Below are 22,161 nucleotides of genomic sequence, written 5' to 3'. Positions count from 1 at the left end.
TGTTTTTTTATCGGTCATATGTAATTCACATATCTTCATTGGTTTTTGCGACCAATTTTAGGGCATGCTCATTTCATACCAATGTTTTTTTGAATCAGGCTGTGATTGTTTTAGAATATTTTCTATCGTATATTTTTTTGCTTCCTTTTTTGAAAGCTGAGAAGACCATTTTACCCGTGATTGCGTTTTTGAACCTTCACCATTATTTTTAAATTCAGCATAAAAAGTAGTCTTTTCAGCTTCTGGCTTCGACCAATTGTGCCATCCTTCAGGCAAAATATGATTTCCTAAATTGCAATTCAGAAATACTGTTTTAGCATAAATTCTCCAAGGTCGTCCTAGATATACTTTAGAAATATCATCGGCGGCTGTTAATTTGCAATTAGTGAAAACATAACCAAAACTGCTATCTTTCGGAGTGGAAGACGCCGTTATAAAGGAATCTTTTTTGCTGTGAATCTCGCAATTTTCAAAAAATGCAGTTGCACTTCCGAAGATAAAATCGGTTGTACCTTCGATGTAGCAATTTTTAAAATATTGTTTTCCAGTTCCTGTTGCATACAAAGTATCTTGATTTCCAAGTAGTTTGCAATTTATAACCGCCACCCTATTTGAAGTTACCGAAAGTGCCACAGCCTGACCAACTTCTCCAGCAGCATTTTCAATGGTAAGGTTTTGCAACACCACATCATCAGCATCAACCATCAAAGTATAGGTATAAAAAGTGCTGTTTCTGCCCAAACCCATTTTGCCAAAATAGTCATCAAATGTGATAATTGTTTTTTCTTGGCTTTCGCCGATTAACTGCAGGTTGGTGTTCCACTCGTGGATTTTTATTTTCTCTTTATAAATCCCATTTTTGATGAAAATCGTAATCTTTTCATATGGAAAAGCCTTTGCCTGATTGATAGCTTCCTGAATCGAAGTATAATCGCCAGAACCATCTTGGGCAACGGTTACATAGTTTTCATCAACCGGCTTTTTGATAAAATTTTGCTTGCTCCATTTTTCAAATTTATCTAAAACCTTTTGTGGAGCTGAGCTGTACCAAGCATATCCCACTCTTCTTTCGATACCAATCTGAGAAATAGAATCTTTCTTGATTCCGTCACGGTCACAAAAAAATGGTTTGTTGTTTTCCAATTCCATAAAACGAGCCCAAATTGGTTCGGCATTTTCAGCAGGAACCATCTTTTTATCAATCATCTTGCCCTTCTCATCATAAATCCGCTCTTCTCTTAAATTCGTGATTTTAGTTTTTTCAAACCAGTCAACGACACTGTTTACGGATGTTATCACCTCACGCGAAGGCTTTTTGATATCCATCAAAAGCAATACAATTTTTGCCGACTCATAACCACTCAAGGAAGCCAATTCAAAACTTCGTGCATCGGCTGGTAATAACGTAAATTCATCATGTTGAGCACACCAGCTTGTCAAAACGCCTCTTTGTCGGTACTGGGTTTTCAAAATGCAATCAATTCCTTTATCAAATGCCCGGCTTGCTTTTTCTCTGATTTCTTGCGAAGGTTGGATTGAAAAATGATCCGTCTTATCTTTTATTTCCTTCAAGATAGGCATCACATTTGCCATAGCATCATCATTGTAGGTAATGTGTGAAGAATATTTTTTTTCTAACGGATAAAATTGAGGCCATCCACCGTTTTCATATTGTGCCATCAACAAATAATCCAATCCTTTCAAGAATGCGTTTTTATATTCTTCCTTTGGATTTTGCTTATAGATTTTGGATAAAAAAAGCATCTCCAAAATGGTAGCACCATTGTCAATCGTACATCCTTTTGAACTGGATTTTAAGGCTACCAAATCCGACTTTTCCTTTTCAGAAAGCGGTTCCTGCATTTGGATATTTTTAGGCCAACCTCCAATATCCCGCTGGTACAACAAAACATTTTGGGCTATTTCCTCGGCTTCTTTAGATTGAAACCAAGCCTCATCCATTTTATTGACAATATCTTTCCAAGAAGTTTTCAAAATTTGGGCTTGACCCTTTGAAAAAACAACAAGCAAGAGAAAAAGTACAATTGTTTTTTGCATCTGGATTGCTTATTTATTTAATTCTAAAGCTGCTAAGATAAACGGCCCAGTTGCTTTTGGATCATTATCTTGCTTCCGTTCGTTTACATAATATTCATAAGATCCATCGCGATAGGGTTTTCCTCCCAAACCTGCAACAGCACAAGCTTCTGTAATAATAACATAACCTTCGGGAGCTATTTTCACTAAATCCCTTGTCAATCCGTCGAATGCCTTTTCGGCTACTTTTTTATATTCTTTTGGTAAATAGCCTTTATTTGCTCCTTTCGCGAAAGAATAAGCAAACATGGCCGTTCCCGATGCTTCCAAGTAATTTCCTTCTCTATTTCCCTGATCTGTAACTTGGTACCAAAGTCCTGAAGCGTGTTGCTGTTTTTTCAAGGCTTCCGCCAATTGGTTCAAATAAACAACCAATTCTTTGTGTTTCGGATGATTTTCTGGCATATAGTCCAACACATCGACCAAAGCCATGGCATACCAACCCAACGATCTTGACCAAAAATTCGGTGAAGTTCCTGTTTGCTTATTGGCCCAAGCCATTTCCTTACTTTCGTCCCAACCGTGGTATAAAAGTCCTGTTTTGGCATCCAACAAATGCTTCTGGATCTGTTCAAATTGAAGTGCAACATCGTCCAGATTTATTCCGTTTTCAAATTTTACCGTGTAATGTGCATAAAAAGGCGAACCCATATACAAACCATCCAGCCACATTTGGTTTGGATAGACTTTCTTGTGCCAAAAACCCTTTTCAGAAGTTCGAGGATGCTTTTCCAGCTGGCTTCGGAGTAACTTTAAAGCCTTCAAATATTTTTCTTCCTTTGTCGTGTCATACATATAAAAAAGTGCATTTCCTGACGCCAACATGTCAATATTGTAATTCTCTAATTTATAGGTTGGGATACTTCCGTCGGGCTGAATCGTGGCATCATAATATCCTTTTAGATAATCATAATAGGCTTGCTTTTTGGTTTCTTCGTATAATTTCTCAAAAGAAGTCATGACCAATCCGTGAACATAATCCCATTTTGGTTGGGTTTTATGATCAATCTCGTAAGCATTTGGATGTTGCTTCATCAAGGTTAAAGCCATTCTTTCCGACCATTTTAACTCTGTTGGAACTTCCAAATTAGAATTGGTTGTAACTGTTTTATTGGATTTGCACCCCATCACTATCGATGTTGCAACAATCAATACATATAATTTGCTTCTTCTTTTCATATTAATTGAGTGAATTGCCATCGTTTAGTTTTTTTAAATTTTCATCCAAATAGTGAATAAAGGCTTCCCTGCTTTTAATGCCGTTCGGTTCTTTTTCCCAAGCTCCAAGAAAATAGAACGTAATCTTATTTTTTGTTGGTTTAAACTGAATCAGATGATCATGTGGCCCTTCAAAAGGTTTTTCGGCAGTTGACACTTCATAGAAAACCGCCATTCCAAGTTGATCATCAAAAAGAGTTTGAACGCCATAGGTTGCAATATAAGCCCATTTTTTGTTTTCACTTGATTTTTCTATGACAGGAAGATTATTCAGTTTAACAATCCCTGTACAAATTCCGTCCATCAATTCAGATGATTGGATCGTATGTTTCGTATAACGTTCGTCTGGAAAAATAGTCAGCCACGATTGCAGATTGTTTTTTTGGTTATTGGTTTTCCAACCAAAATAATCCACTTTCACTTCAGAGTTGTGCTTTTCATTGGAAACTTTTGCAAAGGTAGAATCTACTTCCTTAAAATGATGCATTTCGTTATTGAGAATCCTTCCGATGGAGCCAACTCCCATACCCTTGGCCACTTTTAAAATATCAGCTCCCCAATCGCTCATATTGTGATAGGAATCAAAACCATCCTGACCTACTTGCGACAAGACCAAAGTATCTGTTTTCTTTCCGTAAATATCAATCGCATTTCGCCAATCCAGGTAAAGCCTGTATCCTACTTTATTGCTTTCCCAACCCGGACCTTCATAGCGAATGTAAAACGAATGATCGGTGTGGCTTTCGGGAACTTTTAAATTTTCGACATTTTTAAAAGTACCACCTTCGTATTTTTTTCCATTCCATTTTCCTCCTTCTTTTATCGAAATTTCGGCATAGGTTTTTTGGTTTTTAGATTGCAAACTTGATTGTTTCGAACTGCAACTTGCCAATAGACAAACAATTGAAGTTGCTAGAAATAATTTGGATGAATTCATTATTTAAGATTTTAATTTTTCGTTTAGGAAATCGAGTGTGTATTGTACCGTTTTGTCAAACCACGGCTCAAACAGCCAAAATGTGTGTGGACTATCCGGAATGGTTTCTATTCTTGAATAAATTTTATGCTTTTTCAATATCTCGTTCATATCATTTCTACCTGCGTGAAAACGTTCGTGTTGACTGTTGATGTACAAAATGGGCGGTGTATTTTCGTCTGTATGAGATAGTGCCGATGCATCCATCCAAATTTCGGGAATTTCCTCATACGTTCCGCCAAGCCATAACGAGGCATATTTACCTTCTGATGATTCTGGATGATGAAATGCCAGAACGCCATCAATGTTAATGATTGCATTTACTTCTGTATTGTATTTTGTTCCGATCAAAGAAGCCATTTGAGCTCCAGAAGATTGTCCTAGAATTACAATTTTGGAAGTATCAACATTAAATCTTTCAGCATTATTTTTAATAAATGTAATGGCCTTTAGTACATCATCAATTCCTGCAGGATATTGAGCTTCATCGGATAAACGGTATTCGATAGCAAAACATTGATATCCATTTAATGTGATTTTTTCTGCAAATGGTTCTAGCATCGATTTATCGCCCGATTTCCATCCGCCACCGTGAAGCATTACAACCGCTGGAAGTTTTTTATTGGACTTAAAAAGATAGGCATCAAGGTGTAAAGGTCGTTTTTGATAAGTATAAACAATATCTTTTTGTTCCAAAACCAATGGATTCCTTTGAGGTTCTACAATTTTTATAGAAGGATATTTTTTTAGTTGCTTTTTATATTCTGATAAAATAGTAAAGGAAGTATCCTTTGTAACCTGACCAGAAGCCAAATTCAAATTCATTAAAACAAAAAAAATAACTAAATATCTCATTATTAATTTTTTAAACATTAAAAATATAAAATTTGTTCAAAAAACTTATTTAAAAAAAGTAATCGATTACACAAAAATACTAAAAATACTATATTAATAAAAATATTAGACCAAAAATTAATATCGTATTGATAATAGGGCACAAAATAATAATATCATTAAAAAAAGAGAATATAAACTGAACTTTAAAAACCATCAATATTCCATTAAATTATAAAAAATAGGAGAAAATGACATTTTAAAGCTAAATATTTTTCTATTAGAGTCAGCAGTCCCATACGTTTAGATCTTAAATTCACCTAAACAAGAATATCCTTAATGAATAGATTTCCTTATAAAGTCTTATATACATTGAATTTATCATAAAATATTTTGGTTTTATTTTTATTTAGCATAAAAACATTGGATTGTTATTTTATAATTTATAATTTTGTGTAATCCATTACATAAAATTTTATAGCTTATCAAAAATTATCTTATGAAAAAAATAGTACAGTTAACGTTATTGTTTTTATTTTCCTTTCAAATGAAGGCACAAAACGTTACCATCACGCAAGCAACAGGTTGGCTAGAAACAGCATATGTTACTTGGAGCCCTGTTGAAGGTGTTGACAGTTATAATGTTTACTACACTGGTGGCGGTTTGACCGACCAAATAATCGACACCCAACTGATTAGGAGTTATGGAAGCTATTTTCGGGCAGATGTACTCGGGCTTTCGGCAGGAAATTATACTTTAAAAGTGGTTCCCGTTACAGCCAATATAGAAGGAGAAGCAACGATTTCTGAAAGTGTTACGGTTTTGGCCCATGACCGAAATGGTTTCGCACACAGCAATAATAAAATTCCAGGAGGCTACAATCTTGATGGAACTGTAAAAACTAATGCTGTTATTCTATACATTTCCGAAGAGACAAAAAACACGGTTTCGCTTGTAGTAGTCGGAGCCAATAACAATCCTTGTGTGGGTTTGCAAACCATTTTGGACGGTTACAAAAAAGGAGATGACAATCGTCCGCTGATTGTGAGATTGATAGGGAATATTACTGATTTGAATTATATGCTTAGTGGCGACATCGTGATTGAAAATGACAACAATATTAATGGTTCTATCACTTTTGAAGGTGTGGGTTCAGATGCATTAGTCAACGGATGGGGATTACGCATCAAGAAAGGATCGAATATAGAGGTCAGAAATCTTGGATTTATGCTTACAAATGCAAGCGAAGGCGACAATGTTAGCCTTCAACAAGACAATGAATATGTATGGGTGCATCATTGCGATATGTTTTATGGAGCTCCTGGTGGAGATGCCGATCAAGTGAAGGGCGATGGTTCATTGGATTGCAAAAAATCTACTTATGTTACTTTTTCCTATAATCATTTTTGGGATACAGGAAAATCGTGTCTTTTGGGTTTAAGCGAAAATACCACTTCAGGATTGTATATCACCTACCATCACAACTGGTTTGATCATTCAGATTCGCGTCATCCAAGGGTTCGCTATTATTCAGCACACGTTTACAACAATTATTTTGACGGAATTTCTAAATATGGCGTAGGATCCACATTGGGTTCATCGGTTTTTGTAGAAGGGAATTTTTTCCGCACTTGCAAATACCCTATGATGATTTCCAAACAAGGAACCGATATCCTAGGTGGTGCAAATGGAACATTCTCGGGAGAAAATGGCGGAATTATTAAAGCTTTCAACAATGAAATGAGCGGACAAACAAGCTTTCTTCCTTACAATGCTACAACAAATCCTAGTCAGTTTGACGCTTATGTAGCTACTACAAGAAACGAAGTTGTAAGTAATACCATCACTTCTTTTCAGGGCAATACTCCTTATAATAATTTTGATACCGATGCGACATTATATATAAACGACTTAGTTATTGACGCTCCAGCAATTGCAAAAGATAATGTAATGCTCTATTCTGGAAGGGTTTCTGGAGGAGATATCAGTTGGACTTTCAACAATGCAATCGATGATACCCACTCAGCTGTAAATGCAGGCCTGATGGCACTTTTAAATGGATATACATCCTCGTTGGTAGCGATTCAAGGAATAACCCCAATTGAAAGTAGTCAAACCTTGATTATTCCTGAAAACAACGAGCAAACTGTTACCGAAGGAAGTACAATAAGCACTATGGTTTTCACCTGGGGCGGAACCGCAACCGATGTAACCGTTACCGGATTACCGGCTTTTGGGATTGATTTCGTTAAAAATATGACCGACAAAACCGTTACAGTATCCGGGACACCAACGGGTGATATAACTTTTACTATTGCCACAACCGGAACATCAGGAACTTCAGTATCTGGCTCTGGTTCGATAACTATTGGACTTCCTCCTACTGGAGATGAAATCCATAATTTTACCACTTCGGGATTAACGAGTTCTTTCTACAGCTTTACATCTGCCAATATGAATTCAAATCCAGGACTAACCACGTATGATGATTTGACATTGACGGCCCGTTTAAAGATTGAAACTCCGACCGTAATTACTTATACTACTTTAATTCCTTCAACATTAACATTGGTTTTTGATCCAACCTTTAATGGCGTTATTAAGCTTAATGGTGTCAATCACACAGCCTCTTCAGGTGTAGCAATTATCCCGAACGTTCCTGCAGGAACCAACACAATCACAAAAGGAGGTACTACGAATTTATACTACATCAAAACCCAATACAGTTCCCTGGGAACAAATGATTTTACCAAAAATGATATCGCTTTATATCCAAATCCTGTTACAAATGAGCTGAACATTTCACTTTCAGACAATCAAATTATTCAGAGTATTTCGGTTTATAGTATTCTCGGGCAACTGGTTAAAACAATCAGAGACAATACTGCTAAAATTGATATTAGCGAATTGAGCAGTGGTATATATTTGGTTAAGATTCAAACCAATGAAGGTGTTTTTGATAAGAAGATAAACAAGAAGTAATTTAATGCGATTTAATTATATTCATTTAAAAGGCCCTTTCATGATTTTGAAAGGGCCTTTTTTTAAGGAAAGCATAACGCCATCCTTACTAGATATGCATTTGCAAGCTTTCACTAATTTCACAAATTAATTTTGGCTAAACTACAATAGATTTGAAATCTATTTTCCAATACAGATTTCAACCAATTAATTCGCAGAAATTCATGCAATTAGTGTCATCATTTTTTGTTATTGTTTGTTATCTTTTATTTTGATACCATCTTAGTAAGCTTCAACATTGTAATCGATTAATATTTAATTCATATCTCATCTCATCAAACGCCAAAAAAAAGCAGTAAATTTTCATTTACTGCTTCTTAAAAAACACAATTTATTAAACCTAACTATCTAATTTAATGCAAAATTATTTCAAGGCAACTTTAACTGATTTTTCAGCACCTTCAGCTGATTTTACGTTAACGATAAATAGACCTTGATCCAATTGGAAATCTATATCTGATGAAGTAGCAAAAGATTTTACTAAAGCCCCAGTAACACTATAAACTTTTACTTCTGTATTTGATTTAATATTGCTTAAATATACCTTGTTTCCATCAGAAAAAACGTTCGAAACATTTGCATGGAAATCATCTTTCGACAAGGTAGTTGTGCTAACGGTTGCACCAGTAACCTGGACTTTCATCAAGTTGTTGGCTGTTCCGTCACCATAAATATAAAGTCTTCCGCCTGTTCCCGTGTAATTTGCAGTAATAATTGCTGTATCAGTATTGGAACCCGTATTTGTTGTAGCACTTCCTACCAAAGAGGTACCATCTGTTACCATGACAGTTCTTACGGCACCATTGCTTCCCGTCTTGAACCATACTTTTACGACACAATCACTATCTACATCAAAATATAAAAAACGTTGAATAGGCATATAATCTGGAGCTGTAACACCACCTCCACCATTCATTTGGAAACGATTTACTGATGTATAACCATCAGAAAAAGTGTTGTTTTGAGCAGTAACTGCAGCGAAATTGGTATTGGTTGCAATTGGAAACAAGCCCAAATTATCAACAATCACTTCAGAAGAAATTCCTGAACTTAAAGGCCAAGTATCACTATCATTTCCAAAATCCCAAACTTTTGTCTGGGAATAGGACATAGTCGAACAAAGGAAAGATGCAAAAATTGAGAATAGTAATGTTTTTTTCATAATTAATAGTTTAAAATGTTGATTAAAAAATTTATACAATCGATTACATAAAAGTAATTATATAATTTTGATCTACAAAAAAATAGGCGTTAATTTTTATGAAAAATTGATTTAAATAGATGAAAAATAAAATGATTGCTAGAATTGCAATCCTATCAATGGGTTATTACTTTTACAGCTTTATATCCAGCCGTAGATTTCAGCACTACAATCCAAATACCATCACTAATGTCAATGTTACTGTCACTTACTATCTCTGATGATTTTACCAAAACCCCATTAACCGCATATACATTGACTTGTGTTTTATGCAAGACATTCTGAATGTAAATTGAACTGTCAACCGCAAAAACTTTCACCTCCGATTGTGGATTATACATCCCAACTCCCAGGTCATTATTGATTAGTTCCGGAAAAGGATCCCAATCATCGGTACCTTTTGTAAAATTGAATGTTGTAATTGAAGTGCCATCATTTAGCACAGGGGTTACAAGATTTGTTGCCCAATTGGCACGAGTCAAAGAATTATCAATCCCTGAGTTTTCAATTGTTCCGTATTCATACATTCCGCTTGATGTTCCTCCCAAGGTATTTTGCCAACCTAAAGGTAGAATCAATGAATTTCCTTCATAACCTGGAAAATTTGTAGTTTCAATAGTAGTATTATAAAAAACAACTTCGCTGGTAGTGGCCAACCAAGGACGTCCAAAATATCCCGGTTTTGATCGATATACTGAAGCCGTTTCAATTAAAGGTTCAGCTGTAGTAACCGTGCATTCAAACATCAAATATCCCCTACCCGATGCTTGTTGTGCAGCAGTTATATAAGAAACATCACTGGATTGATCGCTTGTATTCATACTTAATTCTGTCTTATAGAAAACCGCATCCATAGCTCCAAAAATATAATCGACAGCCCCCATGACCGTTCCTTTATATACCGCAACCCTAGCTCCAGTTCCACCAAAAAAAGAATCTTGACGGCCAACAACCCTACATTTATTTAAAACAACTTTCTGAACATTATTGTTGACAGCCAAAGCCGCCGCTCTTTCTACAAATGTCTTGTTTTGGACCTCTGTGTTTCCGCTATTTGTAGGCCTTACTCCCGGACTTCCCGATGACCAAGCCACAACCACATCCTGAGATTCTTTTATTGAGATGTATTGGTTGAACGAATTTTCGAAAATAATATCTTCTGCTTCAAAACCATTTGCATTTACCACAACTGTAGCGTTCCAAAAAGAACCATTCGTGGTTCCGGCTCCAGCATTTTGATAGGAAAAATTTCCGTTGGCCAAATTCACATCCAAGGTTTGCTGGTTCCATTTCTGATTGGATGCCATACTGTAATAGCTATATCCATGACCATAATAGGATGTGACTCTTACAGCACCATCCGTTATGTCAACCCCACCGTTTATCAAGTCAATATTTGGAGTTGTAGAGGCATTTTTCAAAGTGATATTTGCTTGATTGATAACCAACATTTCTTCATAATTTCCTGAATCAATCATGATGGTTACCCTATCTGTATTGGTTCTTGTCATGTTTGAAACTGCCAAAAGCGCGTCGTTAATGGTTTGATATTGCTTATCAACTCCAACTGTAATTATAGGGCTGTAGGCAACATTGGGAACCGTTTTTACTTCTGTAAAATAACTAGTCAGATTGGATGGACCACCAACGGTGATGGTTACATTTCCGGGTGTAATTCCAGTATAAACATATTCGACATTTTCTACGATTGAAGTGCTGTTAGATGCTGTAGTAATTGAAGCTCCCCCTTCAATCGAAAAATTAGCCGAATAATAGTAGGACACTATAACCTTTTGGTTGGGAAGTATTGGAACTTGCATTGTCGCTTCGGTTTTTGCAGTCAAATGCCCCGAACTGGTTACGGTTGAAACCTGACCTGTCAACACCATACCTTTATAATAAGCAGTTGTACTGGAATTGATTGCTTTATCATTAAACGACCAAACCGTCACTGGATTGAAGTTTATCGTTTTTGAAGTCCCAACCCCATTTACACCTAAATTTGATGTTAATCCCAATTCAACAGGATGATTATCCAATCCGCTGAAGGAAATTCCGTAAGTTCCGTTTCGTAATGCAATCGAATTCAACTCCTCAAATGTATAGCTGTATCCACTTTCGTTTAAATTGGTAAACGTCAATTGCAAGTCGCTTAATTGATTTTCAGTCAAACCTGTTGTTGTGATTGTTACTGGATAGACCGGTTTTGGAGTAAAAACAATATCAAAAGTATCTTGACTTGAAACCGTCACTGTATTTGCAATTATTTCAAAATCATTTACACCTTGGGCCGTGATGGTATATTGTATATTGGGTTCTAATTGAACAGAATAAGTTGAAGTTTCAAAATCAAAAATTGGAGATGGTGTATAAGCTGAATTACTTGCCGGATCTGGAGTGAACATCAAACCAAGATTTGAAATTGAAGTTCCCAAACCACTGATACTTCCCGAAACCGTAAATAAATTTACTCCAGTAATTGCAATATTATGATCAACCGAAGGCGTTGCAACACCAGTAGTGTCAAATGAATCTCCTGTAGTAATGATATATCCGCTTGCATCTGCCAAACTCAAAGTATAAGCATAACCAACCGGAACTGAAATATTATATACGCCAGCATTAATTGTAGCTGTCCAAGATTTTCCTGCCAGGTTTGTAAAAACAACCGAATAGCCTTCTGGAATTCCGACCGCTTGCGAAACATCTACATTTCCGGTTACGGAAGTATAAACCGCATCTTTTCTATAAATCCTATAAATACTGGCCTTGGCGGAAGCATCATAAAAAATATAATTTCCTGCATTTTTTGCCACAAAACTAGCCTCTGTCACACTTCCTGAAGTTGCTGTTATTGGAAAACTATCATTTTGAAGTTCTGGATTTGACTGGTAAACAAAACTTAAAGATCCTGCCGTATCGCCTCTGGCAATTATTTTTACTTCATCATCTTCATCTAAGGCCAAAGTAAAATAGCGCGAAGTTGGCAATCCGTTAGAAAGTGGAGCAAAAGCATTACAATAAACCCTTCCGTTGTGTGTTGTCACACTGGCAATATTGTTGTCGTACCTTGTCAATGCAGTATTCGTTGTTCTCAGCCTGTCACTTGCACCACCTGTCCAAGACAATGCCCCAGCTATAAAACTCACGGGAAATGTATTGGTTGTACCGGCACTTCCAGGAGTAATGGAGCTATCATACCAAGAATTAATAATGGTTTCATTCAATTGATTATTGAACAAAGTGTTGTCCAGTTGGGTTGCACCAAAATCCCAAACATCAGTGACTTGCGATTGTACTGAAAATCCTGTCACGATAAAAAACAAAACGAGCAATTGAGTAATTTTTTGCATAATAATGTGTTTTTAAAAGTTTGCTAACTCCTGATTATTCTAAAGATTTTTTCCATTTATTGTATTTCTTCAAGACTTCTTTCGGCTCGTTAGTGTACCAGGCATAGCCGTTTCTACGTTCATAACCAATTTCAGACAAAGCATATTTTTTCACTCCATCTCTGTCACAAAAAAATGGCCTGTTGTCTTTGAGTTCCATAAATCTCGCCCACAAAGGCTCTGCATCGGGGCTTTCCACAACCACTCTGTCTTTTTTATCTCCTTTTCCAGTTGCTACAGATTCTATCTTGATTCCTTTAATTTTAGTAGTTTCAAACCAAGCAACGGCACTTTCGACAGCATCAATTATTTCTTTGGATGGTTTATCAATTGACATCAAAAGCAATACAATCTTTGAAGATTCCTTTCCGCTGAGAGAAGGTAACTCATAAGCCCTAGCCTTTGCTGGTTGTAGGGTTTCTCGGTCATGTTGAGCACACCAGCCTGTAAGTTTTCCGTTTTGCTTGTATTGTGTTTTTATTATACAATCAATTCCTTTGCTGAAAGAAGTTGTTGCAAGGTTGATGATTTCGTCCGAAACAGGAATTGAATAGAAGCCTGATTTATTTTTTACCTCGTTGAGAATCTTCAAGACATTAACCATTGCATTGTCATTGTAAGTAATATGAGTATAATATCCTTCCTTCAACGGATAATATTGAGGCCAGCCTCCATTTTTGTATTGGGCTGTAATCAAATACATCAACCCTTTTAGAAAAGCAGTCTTGTATCTTTCATCTGGATTTGCCTTATACATTTTAGACAGAAAAAGCATTTCCTGACACGTTGCTCCATTATCGATGGTACAGCCTTTTGGGTCCGATTTTAGTTTGATGAGATTTTGTCTTTCTGATGCCGATATTTTTTCCTGCATTTCAATGTTTTTTGGCCATCCGCCAATTTCTCGCTGGTATAAAAGCACATTTTCTGCATAATTTTTAGCTTCATCCGATGCAAACCAACTTTCATCTTCACTTTCAGTAATTTTTTTCCAAGTTATTTTCTTGTCTTGAGCAGATGAAGTAAAAGAAGTTCCAATCAAAATAAGAATCAAAAAAGCCATTATTTTTTCCATATCTATCTATTGTATTTTATTAAAGCGTATCCAATCTATTTTTATGTTTCCTGCATCGTTTATAAAGTCTTCCCTTAGTGCTACAAAGCCTAATTTTGCACCAATCCACTTGCCTTCTTTCGCTGTAAAAGGTATTCCGATATTCGTGAAAATTTTTCCGTCTTCGCTGAAAGCAAAAGTGCAATTTCCATTTTCGGTTACTTTCACCTGAAGAAAAATCATGTTGGTTTTTAGTTCCACATTTTCCATTTCTTTTTCCAACTCTTTCTTATTGGCGTTTTTACAAATCATTTGGGAGAGAAAAATTTTTCCGTTTGCTTTTTTTAGTTTCAGATAATTATAATCCAAACCCATAATTACAAGTCCAGCTTCATCTCCATCAGAATAAGAATTGAATTGAAGTTTTGTTGTAGCGGTAAAATTATCATCTGGAAATTTTTGCAATAGTAAATTCGGAACATCAAACAGGTTAAGAGCCTGTCTCGGTTTTGGAATGCAATTGAGTGTATAAAATCCCATTGTACTTGGAAAGCCCCAATTTACTTTTGGATTCGCATGCCATTGCCATTGCAAACCTAATTTTGGCTCATTAAACTCATCCGAATCGGATGGCGAAACCATTGGAAAAGATTTACCAACATTCGGTTTTTTAAATTTTGTCACAGGTTCACCAATTCCATCATCATTAGTATCAATCCCCATAAAAGGCCAATCATTTTCCCATTTCATCGGTTGCAAATGCACAACCCTTCCAAAAATACCTTTGTCTTGAAAATGCAGGAACCAATCTTCGCCAGTAGCTGTTTCTACCCAAGCTCCTTGATGTGGCCCGTTTACTGTTGTTGTTCCTTGATCCAATACCTTGCGTTTTTCATAAGGACCGTAAATATTTTTAGATCTCATGACGGTTTGCCATCCTGTAGCTACTCCACCAGCTGGTGCAAAAATGTAATAATAGTCGTTTCTCTTATAGATTTTTGGTCCTTCTATTGTTGGTTCTTCTTCATGGCCATCAATCAAAAGAACATCATCATTGTTGGCTAATGTTCCGTTGGAATTCATGGTGCAAATTGTCAATATGCTTTTAATTCCTGCCCGACTTCCTGCAAAAGCATAAACCAAATAGACTTTCCCGTCATCATCCCAAAGCGGTGTTGGATCTATCAAACCTTTTCCTGATTTCACCATCACAGGCTCGGACCAAGGGCCTTCGGGTTTTTGAGCTTTTGTCATATAAATTCCAAAATCGGGATCGGGATAATAGATATAAAATTCTTTTTTGTGAAATCGGATGCAAGGAGCCCAAACACCATTTCCGTGTTGAGCAAGATCATAAGTTACTTCTGGTTTTTGTCTATTTAGAGCATAACCAATCAATTTCCAATTTACCAAATCATCCGACTCTAAAATGGGCAAACCTGGAATACAATTAAAGGAAGAAGCGGTCATGTAAAATTTATTTTCAACTCTAATTGCATCAGGATCAGAATAATCGCTGTTGATGATTGGGTTGCTATATGTTCCGTCTCCGTTATCGGGATTTCGCATCCATTTATGAGTATTGTCTGGAAAATCCTGTCCGAAAAGCGACGAACTGATTAGCAATAAAATTAAGAAATTGTTGATTTTCTTCATAATGTTTTCATTTGAGACAACTTGCTTTTGGATTTTATTTCAAAATAAAAAAGCTTGCTAGGGATTAGTTGCTTTAGTAATTAAGATTTACACATTTCGATCACTAAAATCTAATTCTCAAATCATTAATTATCAAGAAAGACAACTAATCCCATCAACAAGCCCAACTAACTAATACAAATTACCTAACTCTTAATATCCGTAATCGTTCACTAAAGTACCATTACTATTATCTATGAATACTTGCCAAATTGGCCAAAACTGTCGATTATCTGGATCAATACCAGCTTTGTAGAGTGAATTTATTTTAGAATCCGAAAGAGCATTCCAATCATAAGGGGTATAATCTGGACCAGGACTATTGTGTTCACCTCTATTCAAACCATAGATGATCAATGATTCATTATCTGCTGCAAATTTAAAATGCAAAACAGTTGGCACATCTTCATATTCTCCTGTCCTATCTCTCAATTGGATCATTTTTTCTTTGGCCAAATCTAAATTTGTTCCTAATAGATTCCATCTTATTAACGCTTGCTTACGTTCCATTTCGCCTGTAAATTCATATTTATGCTCGTTTACAATTGCATTAAACATCGCATCCTTGCTGGTTAAAGAGTTTACATAGTTATCTACTTTTTGTGCATGATCTTCTGGCTTGAATGCTCTCATTCTTAACTCTTTCAAATAAATTGCAGCAGCTCCAGGACCTTCTAACTCATTAGCAGTTTCGGCAGCCATCAATAAAACTTCGGCATAACGCATATATATTTTATTGATACCATCATCATTTGTAGAAGTTACGAAACGGTTCATCCATTCGTAGCGGTATTTTCCGAAACACCATTTATTGAATGTTCCCAATTGTTGTTTAGCAATACCATTTACGGCTGGACCATATTTATAAGGAACACAAGTTACATCCCTTCTAGTGTCTAACTCATCAAAGTCATAAAAAACAGTTGGAAGAGGTCCTGAAACTCCGCCCCTGTTGTTTCCATTGGCATGATATTGATCATTGTTAGTATGATTTACAGCAAATGTAAAAAGCATCCTTCCTCTACCTGCTGCAAAAGGAATTTCCCAAAGTGATTCTCCTCCCGCTGCTGTTACTTCTTGATTATATTTTTTCCAAAATGTTTCAAAAGAAGGTTCCAGATGAGCTTTTCCGCTTTCGATTACGTCTTTACACTCACTTAATGCAAGAGTATACATTGCATTTACAGAAAGTTCAGGATCGTTACTTCTTCTAACTCCGTCAGGATATTGCTGAAAACCACTTGCAACAAGAGCCAGACGTGCTCTAAACCCCTTAACAAAAGCCTTGTTGATTCTTTCTACACTGGATGTTGCAGCAGTTTCGTTTGGCCAAGGAACTAGAGTAGCTGCTTCTCCTAAATCTTTAATAAGTTGTTTGTAAATAGTATCCCTACTAGATTTAGTTATATAGATTGTTTCTGAAGTAATCGGTTCAAATCGGGCTGGAACGTCTCCCCAAGCCTTTACCAAATCTGCATAATATATGGCTCTTAGTGTAAGTGCTTCGCCTAGAAGATATCCTAATTGAGAATCCGGAACAGGGTTGCCATACGTTCGTAATCCTCTGATACAAAGGTTTGCACGTTCGATTCCTCTAAACATCATCTCCCAAGCGTTATTGGTTGAATTCATTTCGCTGTTAGTTGGCTTAGCATCATAAATCGCTAAATCAGGCTTGTCACTTGAAGTACTTTCTGATGCGTTATACCATTCTGTATCAGTATTGAACCCATACCATGGAAGAAATCGACCTCTATAGGAATTGGTTTCACCAAAAGGGATTTTGATTCCGTTAACAGCACTTTCGGCCAAATCTGGTGTAGAAAAAATCACTGATTCGTCTAAAGTGGATTCACTCTTAACATCTAAATAATCTTCTGCAAAATCATCACAGGAAAACAATGCCAGTGCGAAGAACAATAATGCTGGAATTACTATTTTATTTTTCATTGTAAGTTTTTTTTTTGATTAAAAATTTAAGTTCAGACCGAAAACAACTTGTCTATTACGAGGATAAGGTGAATAATCCGCACCAGGAGTGTACGGTGTAGCTCTACGAGTTGAAACTTCCGGATCCAAACCTGAATAATTGGTTAGCACAAATACGTTTGTCATGGTTCCATACAATCTAAATCGTGAAATCCCAAGTTTCTTGATAATCGATTCAGGAAGGCTATATCCAAGGGTTAATGTATTTAGTCTAAGGAAAGAGCCATCTTCGATAGCCCAATCGCTCATCACAAAACGTTGCATATAAGGAGACCACATTGTTGTATTGGCATTCAATGCAGATAGCTCTGTAGGATCTGTTACCAATTCTCCAGAAGCATTGATATTAGTCCATCTGGAACCATCTTGCATCACATTGGTAAGATTTCTATATTGTCCATTTGGTGAGGAAGTTGTAGCTGAAGTATGCTCAATTTTACTTGCGTTATAGATGTCGTTTCCATAACTCCAGTTGAATGCGGCTGAAAAATCAAAATTATAAATTCTTCCATTTAATGTCAGACCACCTGTGTTTTTAGGGTTTGAGTTACCTATAATTGAAAGATCGTCTTCATCAACAATACCATCATCATTTATATCTTTTAGCTTCATTGATCCAGGAACAACATTTCCAACAACCAACGATCCATCTGCAACTCCTTCTTTTAACGTATAAGTTCCATCTGCATAATCAAAATCCGAAACCTCATAACGACCATCACTTTGATAGCCATACATCATACCAATTGGCTGACCTTGGTATACTGCATAATCGTTTCCAATTGCTGTAGAAGCCCATGTAGAAGAGAATGTAAAATCATCCATTATACCTAATGAATTAATCCTGTTTTCATTAAAGGCGATGTTGAAAGAAAGGCTCAAGCCAAAGTTTTCCTTTCTAATAGCATCAAAATTTATTGTTGTTTCAATTCCCTTGTTTTGTATTTCTCCAATATTCCTGTATTGGAATTCATATCCTGAACCTGCTACAGGAAAACGAAGCAATAAATCCTCGGTTATGTTTTTATAGAAATCTAATGAACCGCTGAAACGACCTTTTGCAAACTCATAATCCAAGCCTATATTTTGTGTCGTTGTGGTTTCCCATTTCAAATCTGGATTAGGCATTACATTGGTTGAAGCCAAATAATTAGGCACTCCGTTTATCCATCCATTATTAAAAGACTGAAAAGTCTGAACAGCTTGACCATCTGGAATATTGTTGTTACCAACCTTACCATAACTCAATCTCATTTTTACCAAATCAATCCAAGAAACATCTTTCAGGAAACTTTCTTCAGATATCTTCCATGCCACAGCTGCTGAAGGAAAGTATCCCCAACGGTTATTGTCTAAAAACTTGCTTGAAGCATCAGCACGATAGGTTGCAGTAAAAAGGTAACGGTTCTTGTAATCGTAATTTATCCTTCCAAAAAAAGATAATAATTTATCATCTGGATTATTGAAATTAATAACCGATTGTGGAGTTCCTTGGGAAGTTAAATTCATCGCATTTTCAAAACTGAATAATTTTGGATAAGCATGAACCACATTTGTTAATGTGTTTGATTTATAGATGATCATCTCTTCTCCTAAAAGCAATTTTATGCTGTGGTCTTCGCCAAGAATTTTCTTGAAATCATAATTTAAAGTATTCGCATTTCTAAATCGAGAGTCGTCACGATTACTAAAAATTAAGGCTGGCAATCCTTGGTTTTCTGCCGTTGGTATATTACTTACATAATAAGTAGAACGTCCATAAAAACGATAGTCAGCATATTGATAGTAATCCAATCCCAAATCAGTTTTTAATTGAAGGTCATCAGTAATCTTCCAATTCAAACCTCCAAGCATGTTATAATTTGTTCTTTCTTGTCTTCTGTCATTGTCTTCAACTGCAACAAATGGATTTACAAGATAACCTGCAACAGCTTCATCTGTATCATCTGTAATCAAGCCCGGAATATCTATTGGCGAATATCCGATAACGTGTTTCAAACGGGAATCAGTAGACGAAATTTCTTTTTGTTCATTGGCTCCACCCCCTTCAATTTTTGTTTTTGAATATCGAACTGTAAACGATACATCAACCTTGTCACTTGCTTTGTTTTTTAAATTCAACGAAAGGTTGTCTCTTTTAAAATTAGACCCCAACATGATGGCATCTTCATCATATCGAACGTAATTGAAATTGTAACTAAACTTCTCGGATCCACCTCGGATTCCAAGATTATGATTTTGCACCATTCCTGTACGTCCGTAAATTTCTTTTTGCCAATTAGTGTTTTTAGCGGTATCATATTGCCCTATTTCGCTATAAGGTCCAAAAAGCGTTTCGTAAGATTCCAAATCATCCTTAAGCACGGCAAATTCATATTGCCATTTTGCATAATCAGCAGGATTTAGAACATCTATCGTATTGGCTATTTTTTTAAATCCGGTAAAGGTGTCTAATGAAACATTAACTTTTTCGCCATTTTTACCACTTTTTGTAGTAATTAAAATAACACCATTTGCTCCTCTTGATCCATAAATTGCAGTTGAGGAAGCATCTTTTAGAACCGTAATATTCTCAATATCAGAAGGAGAAATATCATTGATACCATTTACAGGAAAACCATCTACTATATATAAAGGTGATGCATCTTGCGACAATGAAGCTCCCCCTCTAATCCTAATATTTATTTCAGAATCTGGAGAGCCTTCGGACGAAGTTACTCTCACACCTGCCATTCTTCCTGTTAGGGCTTCTGCAACACTTGCAATGGGTTGTTTCTTTATCTCTTCTCCCGAAAGAATCCCAACCGCTCCCGTAAGATCTGATTTTCTAGATGTTCCATACCCAATAACTACCACCTCCTCAAGAGCTTGTTCGTCCTGAGCCAAATTTACTTTAACACTAGTTCTACCTTGCAATGGAATTTCCTGAGACTTATACCCCATAAAACTGATTACAATTATAGCATTGCTTGAACTAACATTGAAAGAATAGTTTCCATCAAAATCGCTTGAAGTTCCATTGGTTGTTCCTTTTTCGGCAACATTTACACCTGGCAATGGCAATCCATCTGCAGCATCTAAAATGGTACCCGATACTTGAACCGTATTATTTTGTGCCTGGGTTTCTTGCACTACCAATACGGACAAAAACAAGAATAGCGTTAAAATGAATTTAAATCTATTCAAAACTAAAAATTTGAATTTCATAATGAGTTTGGTTAATTTAATGGTTGGTTATCTAGTTTGCTTGATCAATTTTTTTATTATTAATATAAGTGTCTATTATTTGTAAATTAGAAACATGCTTCAAGGAAAAGTTTTCTCCAACTTTCTCTATCTTGACGTTTTTAAATGTTATGTTTTCTATAGGCGAACTCTCTATTCCATCGGCTAAAATGGCAAACTTCCCTCCGTCTTTCACGGTAACGTTCTCTAAAATCACATTCTTTACTTTTGGTATAAAAGTCCCCGTTTGATCTCCATAAATGGCATAGTGCAAATTAATTTTCAAAACAGCTTCCTTCACTTTCCCTACAGTTAAATTCCGAACATAAACACCATCCACAACTCCACCTCTTCGGGAATTGGTTTTGATTCTTATTGCCCTATCCAGATTTGGACTGTCCATTGTGCAATTTTCAACAAAAACATTTTTCACTCCCGCCGACATTTCACTTCCGATTACAACACCTCCGTGCCCGTCAATCATTTTGCAATCTCTCACAATTATATTCTCACTCATGATGGCCACTTTCCGACCTTCGTTATCTCTACCCGCTTTTATAGCAATGCAGTCATCTCCAGTATTAAAAGTGCAATTTTTGATGAGTACATTTTTAGAATATTCAGGATCACAACCGTCGTTGTTTGGACCATGGCTTTCGATATTTACACCTTCAACAATTACATTTGTACATTTTATTGGATGCAAAATCCAAAAAGGAGCATTGATGATTTTCACATCTTTGATCAACACATTTGTGCAACCAAAAGGCTCCACAAAATTTGGTCTCAAATAATGTCCTTTCCCAAAAATTCTTTTTTCGACAGGAACATCGGTTTGAGCCATATCCATCAAGACCGGAAGATTCAATTTATCTTTTTGAGAAGGCATTCCTTCTTTGTAACCATAATCATGACCTTCGGAAGTACTGCCTTTCCACGGCCACCAATTCGTTTGATTTGCCTGACCGTTCAAGATTCCTTTTCCTGTTATGGCGATATTTTTTTTATTGAAAGCATATATCAAAGGAGAATAATTCATCAATTCCATTCCTTCGAACGAAGTATGCACCATCGGATAATCTTCTGGATTTGTACTGAAAAGAATTTCGGCACCATCTTCCAAATGAAGATTAACATTATCTTCTAAATGAATAGCCCCTGTCAAGTATTTACCTTTTGGAACCACAACTCTTCCTCCACCTTCTTCCGAGCAAGCCAAAATTGCTTTTTTAAAATTTTCAGTGCAAAACGTTTTGCCATCAGCAACAGCTCCATACGCTATAACGTTATAGTTTGCTGTTCTAAAAAAAGGCTCTTTAATAGCCTGCTCAATTTTTATTAATTTTTTCCAAGGGTCTTGTGAACTTTCGGATCGCGAAACTGAATCCATACTTTTACAGGAAATCAAAAGAAGAATTCCAAGTACGAGTATATTTTTAATTTTTAAACTATTTTTGG

Annotated in this window: 12 protein-coding genes; 1 reads left to right on the top strand and 11 read right to left on the bottom strand. The window is 36.1% G+C overall.

Going from position 1 to position 22,161, the window contains the following annotated elements:
- Positions 1-57: 57 nt before the first annotated feature.
- The 4 genes from pelA (G508_RS0111660) to G508_RS0111645 are packed head-to-tail and all read right to left on the bottom strand — an operon-like array spanning position 58 to position 5,146.
- The gene (pelA, locus tag G508_RS0111660; RefSeq protein ID WP_035694623.1) at positions 58-2,058 is read right to left on the bottom strand and encodes a pectate lyase; all 2,001 of its coding nucleotides are present in this window, start codon (positions 2,056-2,058) and stop codon (positions 58-60) included.
- A 9-nt stretch (positions 2,059-2,067) separates the two neighbouring features.
- On the bottom strand, positions 2,068-3,297 hold the full coding sequence (locus G508_RS0111655) for a glycoside hydrolase family 88/105 protein (protein WP_051197582.1): 1,230 nt from the start codon (positions 3,295-3,297) through the stop codon (positions 2,068-2,070).
- Positions 3,278-4,252, bottom strand: coding sequence for a DUF4861 family protein (locus G508_RS0111650; protein ID WP_035694622.1), 975 nt, complete (start codon positions 4,250-4,252; stop codon positions 3,278-3,280). The genes G508_RS0111655 and G508_RS0111650 overlap by 20 nt, the downstream gene beginning before the upstream one ends.
- 3 nt (positions 4,253-4,255) lie before the next feature.
- A complete protein-coding gene (locus G508_RS0111645; protein WP_026705485.1) occupies positions 4,256-5,146 on the bottom strand; it encodes an alpha/beta hydrolase in 891 nt (296 codons plus the stop codon).
- A 478-nt stretch (positions 5,147-5,624) separates the two neighbouring features.
- Between G508_RS0111645 and G508_RS0111640 the strand changes: the two genes are divergently transcribed.
- The gene (locus G508_RS0111640) at positions 5,625-8,108 is read left to right on the top strand and encodes a pectate lyase family protein (RefSeq protein ID WP_026705484.1); all 2,484 of its coding nucleotides are present in this window, start codon (positions 5,625-5,627) and stop codon (positions 8,106-8,108) included.
- Between the two features lie 403 nt (positions 8,109-8,511).
- Here the strand turns inward: G508_RS0111640 and G508_RS0111635 are convergent, their stop codons facing one another.
- From G508_RS0111635 to G508_RS0111605, 7 genes are all read right to left on the bottom strand, one after another.
- The gene (locus G508_RS0111635) at positions 8,512-9,309 is read right to left on the bottom strand and encodes a T9SS type A sorting domain-containing protein (protein WP_157485999.1); all 798 of its coding nucleotides are present in this window, start codon (positions 9,307-9,309) and stop codon (positions 8,512-8,514) included.
- Between the two features lie 155 nt (positions 9,310-9,464).
- The gene (locus G508_RS18925; RefSeq protein WP_051197580.1) at positions 9,465-12,701 is read right to left on the bottom strand and encodes a pectinesterase family protein; all 3,237 of its coding nucleotides are present in this window, start codon (positions 12,699-12,701) and stop codon (positions 9,465-9,467) included.
- A gap of 34 nt (positions 12,702-12,735) precedes the next feature.
- Entirely contained in the window at positions 12,736-13,815 is a 1,080-nt protein-coding gene (gene pelA / locus G508_RS0111625) for a pectate lyase (RefSeq protein ID WP_026705482.1), read from the bottom strand.
- Between the two features lie 6 nt (positions 13,816-13,821).
- Complete coding sequence (locus G508_RS0111620; RefSeq protein WP_026705481.1) at positions 13,822-15,450, bottom strand: glycoside hydrolase family 43 protein; 1,629 nt, start codon at positions 15,448-15,450, stop codon at positions 13,822-13,824.
- Positions 15,451-15,642: 192 nt separating this feature from the next.
- Complete coding sequence (locus G508_RS0111615; protein ID WP_026705480.1) at positions 15,643-17,439, bottom strand: RagB/SusD family nutrient uptake outer membrane protein; 1,797 nt, start codon at positions 17,437-17,439, stop codon at positions 15,643-15,645.
- 18 nt (positions 17,440-17,457) lie between these two features.
- Entirely contained in the window at positions 17,458-20,685 is a 3,228-nt protein-coding gene (locus G508_RS0111610; RefSeq protein WP_026705479.1) for a SusC/RagA family TonB-linked outer membrane protein, read from the bottom strand.
- Positions 20,686-20,716: 31 nt separating this feature from the next.
- A complete protein-coding gene (locus tag G508_RS0111605; RefSeq protein ID WP_342662963.1) occupies positions 20,717-22,093 on the bottom strand; it encodes a glycoside hydrolase family 28 protein in 1,377 nt (458 codons plus the stop codon).
- Positions 22,094-22,161: the final 68 nt, after the last annotated feature.

Source organism: Flavobacterium soli DSM 19725 (assembly GCF_000422705.1).
Taxonomy (GTDB): domain Bacteria; phylum Bacteroidota; class Bacteroidia; order Flavobacteriales; family Flavobacteriaceae; genus Flavobacterium; species Flavobacterium soli.
Note: the sequence above shows the minus strand (reverse complement) of the source record. Positions and strands in the feature narration are given on the sequence as shown.